This window comes from Rhizobium sp. YTU87027, assembly GCF_050644135.1.
GTDB lineage: Bacteria > Pseudomonadota > Alphaproteobacteria > Rhizobiales > Rhizobiaceae > Rhizobium.
In genome coordinates this window covers 698,178-710,890 of record NZ_CP098443.1, presented here as the reverse complement: position 1 = coordinate 710,890, position 12,713 = coordinate 698,178, and the positions used below count along the sequence as shown (strand labels likewise).

General features: G+C 59.5%; 10 protein-coding genes. 4 read left to right on the top strand and 6 right to left on the bottom strand.

The features are described 5' to 3' along the window. Window positions 1–133: 133 nt before the first annotated feature. The 3 genes from NBG89_RS33860 to NBG89_RS33850 form a co-directional block, all read right to left on the bottom strand. Window positions 134–1,459 carry an ISNCY family transposase gene (locus NBG89_RS33860; RefSeq protein WP_431324517.1) on the bottom strand — a complete coding sequence of 442 codons (1,326 nt, stop codon included), beginning with the start codon at window positions 1,457–1,459 and terminating at the stop codon, window positions 134–136. A gap of 293 nt (window positions 1,460–1,752) precedes the next feature. Continuing rightward, window positions 1,753–2,916: an IS110 family transposase gene (locus NBG89_RS33855; RefSeq protein WP_431323304.1), complete on the bottom strand. Its 1,164-nt coding sequence runs from the start codon at window positions 2,914–2,916 to the stop codon at window positions 1,753–1,755. Between the two features lie 261 nt (window positions 2,917–3,177). Beyond that, window positions 3,178–3,603: a nuclear transport factor 2 family protein gene (locus tag NBG89_RS33850; protein WP_431324958.1), complete on the bottom strand. Its 426-nt coding sequence runs from the start codon at window positions 3,601–3,603 to the stop codon at window positions 3,178–3,180. A gap of 312 nt (window positions 3,604–3,915) precedes the next feature. Between NBG89_RS33850 and hemB the strand changes: the two genes are divergently transcribed. Beyond that, window positions 3,916–4,893, top strand: coding sequence for a porphobilinogen synthase (gene hemB, locus NBG89_RS33845; RefSeq protein ID WP_431324957.1), 978 nt, complete (start codon window positions 3,916–3,918; stop codon window positions 4,891–4,893). Window positions 4,894–5,077: 184 nt separating this feature from the next. Here hemB and NBG89_RS33840 read toward each other — a convergent pair whose 3' ends face one another. Then, complete coding sequence (locus tag NBG89_RS33840) at window positions 5,078–5,593, bottom strand: DUF6118 family protein (RefSeq protein WP_431324956.1); 516 nt, start codon at window positions 5,591–5,593, stop codon at window positions 5,078–5,080. Window positions 5,594–5,603: 10 nt separating this feature from the next. Continuing rightward, on the bottom strand, window positions 5,604–9,185 hold the full coding sequence (gene traA / locus NBG89_RS33835; RefSeq protein ID WP_431324955.1) for a Ti-type conjugative transfer relaxase TraA: 3,582 nt from the start codon (window positions 9,183–9,185) through the stop codon (window positions 5,604–5,606). A 293-nt stretch (window positions 9,186–9,478) separates the two neighbouring features. Here traA and NBG89_RS33830 point away from each other — a divergent pair, with 293 nt between their 5' ends. From NBG89_RS33830 to NBG89_RS33820, 3 genes are all read left to right on the top strand, one after another. Then, window positions 9,479–9,781 carry a mobilization protein gene (locus NBG89_RS33830; protein WP_431324954.1) on the top strand — a complete coding sequence of 101 codons (303 nt, stop codon included), beginning with the start codon at window positions 9,479–9,481 and terminating at the stop codon, window positions 9,779–9,781. After that, entirely contained in the window at window positions 9,778–11,442 is a 1,665-nt protein-coding gene (locus tag NBG89_RS33825) for a type IV secretory system conjugative DNA transfer family protein (RefSeq protein WP_431324953.1), read from the top strand. Before NBG89_RS33830 ends, NBG89_RS33825 begins: the two co-directional genes overlap by 4 nt. Before the next feature lie 258 nt (window positions 11,443–11,700). Continuing rightward, window positions 11,701–11,970, top strand: coding sequence for a WGR domain-containing protein (locus NBG89_RS33820; protein WP_431324952.1), 270 nt, complete (start codon window positions 11,701–11,703; stop codon window positions 11,968–11,970). 224 nt (window positions 11,971–12,194) lie between these two features. Here the strand turns inward: NBG89_RS33820 and NBG89_RS33815 are convergent, their stop codons facing one another. After that, the gene (locus tag NBG89_RS33815) at window positions 12,195–12,518 is read right to left on the bottom strand and encodes a DUF736 domain-containing protein (protein ID WP_431324951.1); all 324 of its coding nucleotides are present in this window, start codon (window positions 12,516–12,518) and stop codon (window positions 12,195–12,197) included. Window positions 12,519–12,713: the final 195 nt, after the last annotated feature.

Below are 12,713 nucleotides of genomic sequence, written 5' to 3'. Positions count from 1 at the left end.
AAGGGTGTTTTTTGGACGCGAGATGGCACAAGGCCATGCGGGTTGTGGCCCGAAGAGCGATCTGGCGGCAATGGGGTCATGGGGTATCCCGACGCTCGCCGGGCGTGCTCTGAACGCTGCCGGATGACGGGCGTCAGCTCGGCCTGAGGCGGGCGAAGAGGGCGAGATTGTATGCGACGACCGAGGACCAGACATAAGCCCTGAAGTGGTCGAGCCCGCGCCAGGTGCAGCGCCCCAAGCCATAAGTGCGTTTCAGGCAAGAAATGCCAGCCTCGATGCCGGCGCGGAAGTTGCGCAGCTTGCGATAGACCCAGCGGCTTGTGACCATGTCTTCGATGCTGAGGCCGCACTTCTTGTGGAACGCCATGTCACGGACGCCGCAGGCTTTGGCTCCACTCAGATTGGCGCGGCTGGCATAGCCGCCGTCGGCCGCCGCCTGACGCGGCGGCTGGCCATAGAAGGCGATGTGGCGTTCCAGCATCGGCAAGAATCGCTCGCTGTCGGCCGGGTTGCCGGCTTCGACGACGAGGTCGAGGATCAGTCCACTTCTGCCGGTGGTCAGATTGAGTTTGTGGCCGTAGTCGACGTCGCGGCTACCCTTGACGATGATGTCGGCATGCGGCTCGAACAAGCTCACCAGCTTCTCATCGGCCGGCACCGGCTCCCCGGCCAGGACCCGCCGCTCGGTCTGGGCGATGATCCGTGCGATCAGCGGCCGGTAGTGGCGGAGCTGGGCCTGCCACAGTTCGCCGCCCGGGCCCGCCGCCAGGGGCAACTGTTCACTCGCCTGCTGCAGATAACTCACGGTCGTGCGCGTGATCTTGAGCAGTGCGCGGTAGTGCTTGATCCGTTTGGGGCGGCCACGGGTATATTTGATCGCCCGAGCCCATTTCTTTGCCGCGCGGCGGTGGTCGTGCCATGGGATGGCGCTACCCAGTGCATCGGCCCGCTGCAACAGCCGCACCATCACCCGCACGGCGTCCCACAACAGGCTGCTATCGCTCGGCTCATGGATCAGTGCGGCGGTGACGGTGCTGTCCACACGCACGACCTTGCCACTTTCCAGCTTCTCCTGTCGGGCGCTCGCCAGCAGCACCCGGTTGATCTCTTCAAAGGTTTGCGCCCGGATCGCGCTGATCGTCTTGTGCAAGACCGACTTCTTCGGGCTCCACCCCCTCGGCAGCCGGGCAAAAGCCCGGAACGAGGCGGAGTCTTCCAGATGGAACGCCAGCTCCTGATAGCTCAACTGGTGATATTGCTTGAGTAGCGCGCAGCGCAGCACCGCCTCCGTCGGCAGGCCCTCGCGGCCGGTTTCCCTGATGCCGTGTCGGCGCAGATCCTGCGTCACCTGGCTCAGCAGCTCGGGATGCTCGTCCAGCCACTGCGACATCGCTTTCAGTTCACGGCCAATCTCGTGTTCGGCGAAAAGATCGAATATGCTTATATGAGGAGCGTCAATGTGGAACTGTCGTCAGGGTGACATTTCTTGCACTCCGTCGGTTGTTACGGCGTCCACGGTCTGAGCCCGATTGCAAGACGCGGCTCGTTGCCAAGCCAGATCCAACTTATATACGGTCGCTGTTCGAAACAGCGGCACCAACATCCCGCTTGCGGCGGACAAGGGCTCAGGAGGACGAGACCATTCTAGCCTACGGCCGTTTCAGGGCCATGCATATTCTCGGTTCGTCCCACCTGGATCCGCCAGGACTGATCGGGTCCTGGAAGATTGCAGAATTCAGTTCGGGTAACCGATCAGACGGTCTTTAAGACCGCGCCCTCGATAACGACGCCGGCATTGACATATTTCCACAGCGCAACGAGCAGCTTGCGGGCTAGCGCGACAATCGTCGTCTTCTTGAGACGGCCGCCGTTCTGCTTGACCCGATCCTTGAACCACACGGTCAGCGCCGCGTGCGGTTGATGACGCAGCCACAGCCAGGCCATCTGGATCAGCGTCGTTCGCAGCCTTGGATTGCCGGATTTTGAGACCCCCTGGTCGTGATCGACCGAGCCACTCTGCCAGGGTGTCGGCGCAAGGCCGGCATAGGCGGCAACCTGTCGTCGGTTGTCGAAGTGACGCGACAGCCCTTCCGACCACAGCACGGCGGCAAACTCCGGCCCGATGCCTTTCAAGGTGAGCAGCATCGTCGGTGCTGGCGAGACGACCTGCGTGGCAGCGAGCATGGCGTCGCGGCCGGCCTCAATAGTCTTGATCTGCTCGAGCAACAGTTCCAGCCGATCGAGTTCGCGGCCGATCTGCGCCTTCAAATGTCCCGGCAGCGGACGGCCGTCGCCGGTCTTGCACTCCTCCAGTCGCTTGCGTCGATCGCGGCGCAGCGGCTCGTAGTCGGATACGCCCTGGCTGAACAGTAGGCCCTTGATGCGGTTAACGTGTCGTATGCGCTCGTTCGTCAAGGCCTCGCGCTCACGCGAGAGGCGGCGCTGGTCCTCTTCCTCGGGCGTCGGAACGTGGAGCATGGCGCATACCCGCGGCTCGCCCCGCTGATAGGCGAGCAATGCCCGAACCAGCGCTTCGCCGTCGATCCTATCGGTCTTGGCCCGCCGCCGCCGGCGCGAGGTTGCAATCGATGCCGGATCGACGACGTAGCTTTCGATCCCCTCGGCCTCCAACACCCGATGGATCCAGAAGCCGTCGAGCCCAGCTTCCTGGATGACAATGATCGGAAAGCACCGTCCGGTTCGCGCCCGCGCCTTCCTCTTGAGTTCGGCAAAGCGCGCCAGCATGCCGGCGACGTCGCTGGCCGCCACCATATGTTTCGACATCTTCTCGCCGCCACCCGGCGACAGCGAGGTGATCAGCCATTTCGAGCGACTCAATTCCAATGAGACGAAAATTGCGCAAAGATCGGTGCGGATGGCGGTCGGCGCTTCGGATCGGTGAGCTGCAACGAGCATGCTTGCCTCCAAGGGTAGGGTGTTTGTGTCCAAGCAACCGCACTTTGCCACAGCGTAGGTCGCTATCCACCCTCCTCATAGGATCTGGCCTGGACGGTGCGTTCTTGGCGCATTGTCGGCTCCGGCGGTTACGGGTTTCCCTTTAGAATCAGTCGCTTGATCTAAAGTGTACCTGAAACCGCCGGGCTTTGCTCGCAGAAATATAGCGATTCATCCAATATTTTCAGTAGCTTACCGTTTATGGACGGGCACTAAATAGGCTCAAAATGGCGCGTCGAGAGTGATATCCAGTCGCGTCAGCAGCCAATCGTTTCTGTCGAGCCTTGCTAAATCCGCATCGAAGATTCCCACTGTCACTAGGCTCACCTTGCCGTCACCGGCAGACAACAAAGTCATGTAGCACCGGACTGTGGCGGAATCTTCGGTCTGACTTGTAAAGTGAAAATTGCTCAGGCAGTGGCGTCGACGATCCGTCTGGCTATTCCGCATGCCTTGAAGGGCGTTGACGATCTCTTCTCGGCCACGCATTGGTCCCCAGGCAATTTCAGTACCCGCAACCTTTCCGCCGCTCACGGCATTTTTCGAAAAGGCGCTCGCGACGAGAGAGAAATCGTTCTCATCGAAGCCCCAAGCGTATTTAGTGATCGCTTCGATGATGAGATGACGGTCTGCTGCATTCACTGACATTTTTTCCTCCAACCATTGGATACACGCGACCCGAGGTCGATCAAGCCGCCTCAGGTTGGCTGGAAAAGTCAGCCGACTTGAAAAGGCGATCACCCGGAGTTGCTGAACCAAGGCTAGTGGTTCCTAGCTCGACCTGCTGTTAGTGGAGTGCCAAATTCTACGCGAAATTGGCCATAATTGCTGCAACTCGGCGGGTTGGGCTTGCTGGATTCGAGGCAGGCCGTACACCCTGCATGTAAAAGCCCCACCTTACACCACCACAAACGAACGCTTGTTCGCAGTAGCAAAAAATGTCACGGAGTGATTTCGGCAATGCAGTTGGCCTCCTATCCTGTCGCGAGAAACAGACGTCTTCGAAAGACAGTGTTTCTGCGCGACTTAGTCGCCGAGAATCATGTCACATTGAATGACCTGATTTATCCGATCTTTGTTGAAGAGGGCATAACTCGACGGGTAGAAATTCAGTCGATGCCGGGCGTCTATCGTATCCCTGAGATGGAACTCCGCGACGAAATAGCGGCCATATATCAGGATGGTATCAAGGCCGTGATGATGTTTGGAGTCTCGCATCAAAAATCAGCGGACGGCTGCGACTCGTGGGCCAAAGAAGGTTTGCTCGCTAGGATGATTCGAACGGCCAAGGAAGTAGCTCCCAAGCTGATCGTTATCTCCGACAACTGCTTTTGTGAATACACGCTTGATAGCCACTGCGGCATCATCGCAAATGGACAAGTCGACAATGACCAGACAATTCAGAACTTGGGCAAGCAAGCAGTTACCGCTGTCGAGGCAGGAGCGGACATTGTTGCGCCGTCGGCGATGATGGACGGACAGGTCGGGGCAATTCGCAAGGCTCTCGATGAAGCAGGCTTTATCGACATACCAATTATGGCCTATTCCTCAAAGTTTGCTTCAGGGTTCTATGGTCCTTTTAGAGAAGCCGCTGGTTCAGAGCTAATCGGTGACAGAAAATCCTACCAAATGAACTACCTCAATGGGCGGGAGGCTCTAAGGGAATCTCTGATCGATGAAGCGGAGGGCGCCGACATGCTCATGGTGAAGCCTGGACTGCCGTATCTCGATGTTCTCGCCCGATTGAGGGAGAATACACTCCTTCCCCTCGTGGGGTATCAGGTGAGCGGCGAATATTCCATGATCAAATTTGCAAGCCAGGCTGGCGCTATCGACGAGAAAGCTGTTGTGCGAGAAACGCTAGGAGCGTTTAAACGAGCCGGAGCCGATCTTATCCTCACGTACTTCGCGAGAGACATTGCCAGAGAAGGGTTCTAGGCGCAGATAGCCTCCTGCGACGTCGTCATCGATCGCGGCACGCTCGGCGCCTGGGTGACGCCGGTCGCCTGGTTTCCCGGCAAGGTCAAACGGTCTCCTTGTTGCGATAGCGCGTCCCCACCATCCACCTCACAAAATGTCGCTAGTGCGAATTTTTCAGCGTCAGGCATTCTTGGGCCAGAGATCATAGTGAAGGCGCGGCAATAAGCGTCGCGACTATTCCGACAATGAGACCGATCGCACTAGCGAACCACAAATAGATATTCTGCAGCCGCCGGTCACGCGCACCCTGCGTCAGATGGCGCAATTCAAGCAAGTGTCTTCGAAGTTCCCGGTTATCCAGTTCCAATTGTTGAACGGCCGTCGCCATCATGCCTTCGCCTCCTCGTTCGAAGGCCCGTACGAAATACTCAGGCCCATTCTTGAGAAGTGGCGATTTGCCAATGAGGTCGATGCGTTGGTTCATGCCAACCAGAAACTGCGCGATGCGGAAAAGATCTTCGCGGTCACCCGCTGTTTCCTGCGATTTCTCGAACTGCTCGAATGCAAGCTCGACGCCTTTGCGAACAATTGTCATTTCCGCAGAGATGTGCGCACCGAAACGTTCAACGGTCTGACGCAAATCATGGAATGCCGCAACCGCCTCATCGACATCCTCGTCGCGTTCGGTTATGACCCCTTGCCGCTCATTGTCGGTCATCAATCTCCCCCTAGCGCTCGAATTCACTGCCTCGCTCGCGCTCGCGCTTCTGCTCCGTGTCACCGGCAGTGCTCCGATGGTCGTGGTGGTGCTCGAGCCCGACGTTGTTGGCGCGATCGCGGATGATGGATGCAACTGCGGGATCACGATTGATCTCGCGCCTCAAAAGGCGCATCTCCTGTTCAATCTTTTCCCGTGCAGCATCGCCGCGTTCAGCGGCAAGTTCCTGACGCTGTGCCTGTAGCAATCGCCAGCTATTCATCAATCGATCCGCCCGGGCTTGTGGATCTGCTTGCATTGCCTGCTCCCGCGCCATGCCCGCGATGACTTCGACGACACGCTCTCGCCCAGATCGCTCGATCATCGCATGTTGAGCGCCCCCGTCGTGCTGAACAGCAGATATCATCAGTGCCACCGACCCAGGCTGCGTCTTTTCGAGGTGTGCACCGGCAGCCTGTAGCTCTGCCTTCTGGCTCGGCAAGATCGGCAATTCCCGATCCTGCGATCTCATCGCCGACATGAGGGCCCGAGCGTATCGATCGACAGCCTGCTCAAAGGGTGACAACGCCGCCAACGCTTCGCACCCAGGCGTCGGTTGCGCGGCGCGTGCGTGCGTGGGCTGGCTGGCGCTGCTCAATCTGAGGCCCGAGAACGTTCCGCGCCGGCGGCCGTCGTTGACCCGCTCACCTTCAGGTCGGATGTCGCCATCGCCGTTTCGTTCTCGTCGGATTTCAGCGGAGGCGATTTGATCTGTGCTGGAGCGGTTGGCATTAACAACGGATCCCTGTTCCGTCGACGCCTCGCTTTTGATCCAGGCGCTCGAGAAGTCGCGGGAGGTCGCGCGCCACTCAAGAGGCTTTTCTACAGTTGCCGAAGCAAGGCTATGTCCAATTTCGATTTCACTCCCGACGGCCAACTGTTCGCCGATTCCCCGACGCCCACCGAAGTCCCTGATATAGTCGAGCGTCGTCTCCTTCACCCCCGAGCGACTGAGCCTGGCTTGCAATTGCGCGTAGGCCGCAGCGTCGCCGGACTTGACCGCCCAACTGTTGCGTCGCGCTTCCCGGCCATCGGGTAGACGGACGGTTTCACTGCCCCGAAACTCCAGTTGGATCTTCGTCCCGATCGATGGCGCAGCGCTTTCGATCGCTCGTTCGAGATCGACGCCCCAGACGGTATATCGCTGCCCCGTTCGTGACTCCAACGTCACGTAATAGCTACCGCGTTTTGTGGGATCATGTTCATAGGGGGCCCTGCCATGCGCGACCAATCGCCCGGCTTGCCGGTCACCGAACTCCTCATGGCTTGCATAGAGTGCGGCACCCTCACGGTGGCGGGTCATGGCGACGTAGGTCAGGTGGCGATCCATGGTCGGCGAAGCAAGGACGAAGGTTCGGTCGACGGTTGCTCCTTGCGTCTTGTGGATCGTTGTTGCGTAGCCATGATCGATCGCGTTGTACCGCGGCGTCCAGAACTCGACACGACCCTTGCCGTCACGTCCCTTCGCCCGACCATCGAGCTTGACCTGCAGCCAATTGTTTTCCGCCGCCAGGACGGTGCCAAGCATACCGTTCTTGACGCCAAGTTCCCGGTCATTCTGCAGGAACAGCACGCGATCCCCTGGAACAAAGGTTCGTGGGCCGTCCCTGGTTTCGAACAAGACCTCTCCACCTGTCCTGCTCTCACCCTCCCCGCCCTTGGCAAGCGCGCCAAGCTCCTGAAGTCTGGAGCGGATATCGGCATTCAAGGCGCGGACGTCGGCGCGGCGGTGCGCAATGACGATGCGCGTGCCACCCGGGCGCTCAACCCTGTCAGCAAAATAATCTTCGACGAGCATGCGACGTGTCGCCTCGCGACTGTCAGCAAACTTGATGGCGCCATGGCTTGCATAAGCATCAAGTCCGTCGATTGTCTTGTGCGTGGCAAAGTCAACCGACGCCGCGCGCTGCCATGGCTCCCGCTGGCGGCGAATATCGGACAATCCGGCAAAGCCGATCCGCTCTGCAATCGCCCGAAACGGCGCACCAGCACCTATCGCCTGTAACTGCTCGTGGTCACCGAGGAGCACGAATTTCGCGCCGGATCGTTCTGCTTCCTCGACGAAACGGGCAAGCTGCCGGCTGCCCACCATACCCGCCTCATCGATGACGAGGACGTCCCTTCGGCCGAGCCTGCCGTTATCGTTCTTCCAGCCGAATTCCCAGGACGCGAGTGTGCGACTTCGTATACCCGATGATTCCTCCAATCCTTCCGCCGCCTTCCCCGACAGGGCGGCGCCGTGGACGGTGTACCCTTGTCCTTCCCAGGCTTGGCGGGCTGCGGCCAACATCGTGCTTTTGCCGGCACCCGCGAAGCCCACGACCGCTGCAATCTGCTCCGGACCGGTGATGTGATGGATCGCGGCACGCTGCTCATCCGACAGGCGCGCGGCACGCTGCGATGACGTTCCCGCCTCGCCCGCCCTTTCATCGCTGCCCGAACGCGATCCCGCGGCGGCGCGAAGCGCCCGATCCTGGTCATTAATCGCCCGCTCGACATGTCGCCGATCGACGCCGTAACGCAGACGTTTTGACATCGTTTGCGCATGGCCTGCCATTGACGCTTCGAGGCCAATCATCTCCCTTGTCGAATAGCGCGCATATTCCGGCCCATCCGATCCGCTCATCCTCTCCGGCTGCAATGTCACCAGGGCTGGAGACGCCATGATCCTGGCGAAGGCATTCTGGAACGTCTGCGCGTCGTCATTGATGTAGCGATGCAATGTGCGTGCGATGTCGCGGCGATCGAAGACGCTTTTTTCCTGGGTGATCAGTTCCAGAACCTGCTCCGGTCTATTGCGGATTGTCGCGGCGTTTCGACGCGCTGCCGCCTCATCCATGCGCGATCGCGATACGTCGCCGCCTTCACGACCGATCTGAGTTGCGTGCACGCCCACATGTTGGGTCGGCTCGATCTCCAGGCCGCGCTCCTGGTGCGAGCGATGATCCACCCTTATGTCAAACCCGGCACGGGCCAGATGCATGTTCATCATCTGCTCGAACGACCGCCGGATCTCACGCAATTGCATCGTTGATGTCGGAAGGCCTGCTGCGGAGAGTTCCTTGTTGGCACGCTCGATCTCCGTCTTGGCACCAAGCCCACCGGGTCCCACCTTGCGCGTCGTCATCATCACGTGTGCATGATGATTGCGGATGTCGCTCGCCTGATGCGGCTCGTGGATCGCAAAGTCGACGGCGGTCTGATAGCGATCAGCCAGAGCTTGCGCAAACGCACGTGTCAGCACCAACCGTTGCTCCGCGGACAATTCGTGCGGCAAGGCAATTTCGAACTCCCGCGCAACGCGGGCGTCCCTGCGACTCTCGACCGCTTCCGCCGCATTCCACAGTGCCGACCTGTCGCTTGCCCAGTCTGCCGACACGCCCGCCGGCAGAACGATCTCGGCATGGACAATCCCTGCCCTGCGGCTAAAATCATGCACCAACCCATCGCTTTGATTTTCAAGCTTCGTGCCGGACCGATACGCCGCAGCAGCCACGGCACTGCGGCCACTGGCACGCGTTATCGGCTTTACGCTCAGATGGTAGATAGCCATCGATCCGATCCTTAGCCGGGCCCAGGCTTGCCGAGCACTGGGTTGCGCAGCAACCCGTAAGTGCGCCCTTAGGCAAACCAAATCAGTTCAATTGCGTAATGCGACGAGCGGTTTATTCGTCTCATTAAATTCCTTATAGGTTGCATATTTATTCGCTCCATGCTTACAATGCAAGGATTACGACCCTTTCGCTGAACGCGACGCGATGTGAACGGGGCGCCAAGGTTATGAACTATATTGGTCCACAAAAGCCGCCTCGCCTCGCATCGCCGCGACGACAGGAGAGAAGAGACATGGTGCGGAAATCGATAGAAGAGCGGCTTGCCCAGCTTGAAGCGCAAAAGAAAAGCCTGCAGGCAAGACTGGACAAACAGGAACGTACGGAAGACACCCGCCGAAAGATCCTTCTTGGCACACTGATCATGGAGCATCTTGATCGTGGCGAAGACGAATTCGCAAAGAGCTTGCGCGGCTTTTTGCGTCGCGTCCTGCCCGAATTTCTCAACCGCGACAGCGACCGCAAGCTGTTCACGGCGGTCCTCGATCCTGCCGGGACCCGGTCTTCGGTAGAAAGCCAGGAGACGCGGCTTCCATGATACGGAGATCGGCGACCTGGCGCGCATTCAAGGCAATGATGATGGTTGCCGCACGTGATCCAATCTGGGCGCTGCTGGCGATCATTGCCGCACCGTACCGTGTAGTGCATCATCTGATTGCCTTCGGGGGTTTCTACATCCTCGTATTTTTAGTCATTTCCTTCGGGCTGCAGGCCCTGATGCAATCGCTCGGCATCCGCAAAGGCGATGCGCTCTGGGTTGTCGGCGACTCTGTCTTCACTGTCTTTTGGCTCGTCGTGCTGTTCCGTCTTGTGACTGCTCCGATGGTTGCTCGCTTTGGCGAAACGTCGGACGATACGCACGGCTCGGCGCGATTTGGCAGCGACAAGGAAACGGCGTTGCTGACGCGCTCCCGCGACGGACTTCTTCTCGGCCGTGACGCGAAGACTGGCAAATTTATCCGTTATGACGGACCCGCGCATCTGCTGACCATGGCACCGACCCGATCAGGCAAGGGCGTCGGCACCATTTTGCCCAATCTGCTCGATGTCGATCGTTCAATCATCTGCATCGATCCCAAGGGTGAGAATGCCCGGATTGCGTTTCGGGCGCGAGAGCGCTTCGGACCTGTGCATGTCCTCGACCCATTTGATATCACGCAGCATCAAAACAGCAGTTTCAACCCGCTCGATGCATTCGACCCGCAAGGCGTCGATCTCATCGATGATGCGAGCAATCTTTCCGACGCACTGGTATTCGACGAGCCAGGACTAACCGGTGAAGCCCATTGGAACGAAGAGGCAAAGGCGCTGATCGGCGGATTGATCCTGCATATCGTCAGCACCGAGCCACGCAGCACCTGCAATCTTTCGATGCTCCGCCATCATCTGACGCTCGCGGCCGACGACTTTAGCGCTCTGTTGAAAACGATGCAGGAAAGCCCGGTGGCGAACGGCCTTGTTGCCCGCGCCGCCAATCGACATCTCGCCAAGTCCGATCGGGAGGCGGCGGGCGTGCTGTCGGCCGCCCAACGTCACACGCACTTCCTCGACAGCCCGCGGATCACTGCTGTCCTTGCCCGCTCCGCGTTTCGATTTTCGCAACTGAAGTCACGCACGATGACCGTGTTCCTCGTTCTGCCGCCGGATAGGCTCGGACCCTATGCAAGATGGCTGCGTCTGCTGGTGACGCAAAGCCTGTCGGATCTTGCGCGGACACCAGGTCGCCCACCTGCCCCGGTTCTCTATTTACTCGACGAGTTTGCTGCCTTGGGCTACCTCGCGCCGGTCGAGCGAGCGATGGGTTTGATGGCCGGTTATGGCGTGCAACTGTGGCCAATACTCCAGGATATCCATCAACTGCGTGCTACCTATGGGCGACGGGCCGGCACCTTCCTGTCGAATGCCGGCGTGCTCCAGGTGTTCGGCATAAACGATCATGAGAGCGCCCGCTTGGTATCCGACCTGTTGGGACAGGAGACAATTGCCTTTCGAACGATGGCACTCGCATTGGACGCCGAGAAATCCGGAATTTCCTACACCGAACAGCGCACCGGACGCGCTCTTCTGACACCCGACGAAGTGCGCAACCTGCCCGCTGAAGCGGAGCTTTTGTTTCTAGCAGGTCGGCGACCCATCATCGGCAGAAAGTTGCGCTATTATGCCGACCGCGAGTTCGCAAATTCCTATGATGCAGCCTGACATCGGATGCAATGAAAGCTCTGTCAGCGGCCATGAGACGAAGAGGGGCGCAGGCGCAGCGGCGACACGGGATGTGACCCATGGACGGAGACAACGTGCGGGCTCCGTGAGCGCCAGCGAGTAGTACCGCCTGCCACAACCGGCTCGCCCGAAGCGTGCCGCGTGTCGACCAACTCATCACGGTCATGAATCGATCGAGGTTGATCGATTCAAATCTCTCGTTGGACGGGGAGTCGGCTCTCAGCAATCTTGGCCGCCATGATCGCGCAGCCCTACCAGCTTTACATTGAACGCACGGACGCCACCAAAAACATGGCCCGCTATTATGCCATGTCGATCGAGCCGACGCTGTTCGGCGAAGCGTGCCTCATCCGTCGGTGGGGGCGCATCGGCGCCGGCGGTCAGAGGCTGGTGCATCACTTTGCGCGGGAGGAAGAGGCGGTCAGGCTTTTCCTCGAACTCCTGAGAAAGAAGCGTTCGCGCGGATATATGCCGAAACCTATCCCCGACAGGAGATCAGTCGCATAATCGGCGACAGGTCTTCACTGAGGAACTGCTACGACTTTTGATGATGGGCGAAGGAAAGTTTTGAGCCTGACCCGTCGGTCGATCTTTCGTCGGCACGAAACGGCCGGAATAGCGTGGACGGAACCGCTGTCTATCAAGGGCGACGTGGATCCAATCTTTGGTGATCATCATCGCAGTTCTTCGGCTCGGATGGTTGTGCCGGCCCCGCGGGGCCGGCGTCCGGCTCAGGCCGGGTTGTTCCAGAGGATGACCTTGCGGTTCGGATCGCCGCCGGGGGCCGCTGCAAGGTTGCCGAAGATGACGCCGATCTCGGGCGCCTCGAGCTTGACGGAGAGGTATTCCTCGCCGGTCTGGCGAGAGATACGATTCCAGGCCGCACCAATCTCGAAGCCGGTCTTGCGATGGATGATGCGGTAGTCGGGGGCTTCCTCGCTTGCCTTGTTGGCATTCGGGACAATGGCGATCGGCGCATTGACCCGGATGGTGGCGAAGACGCCTTCGAAGCTGCCGTCGGTCTTCTGCGTCAGGGTTGCGATTGTGGTGGCCATGTCAGTTACTCCTTCGGTTGCTCGGGACCATTCCCGATGGCGCCCGAAGAAGGGGGCGAGCCGCAGGCGTCACCGGAGCGAAAGCGCAGGGAAACCCCTTGCGGGTTGACGCTGATCGCGGTCGGTCCCTTAGAAAGGCGACATAAAGAACGGGAATGGTTTTGAGCGGCCGGCGGGTAAGAGCGTCGTGGCCTC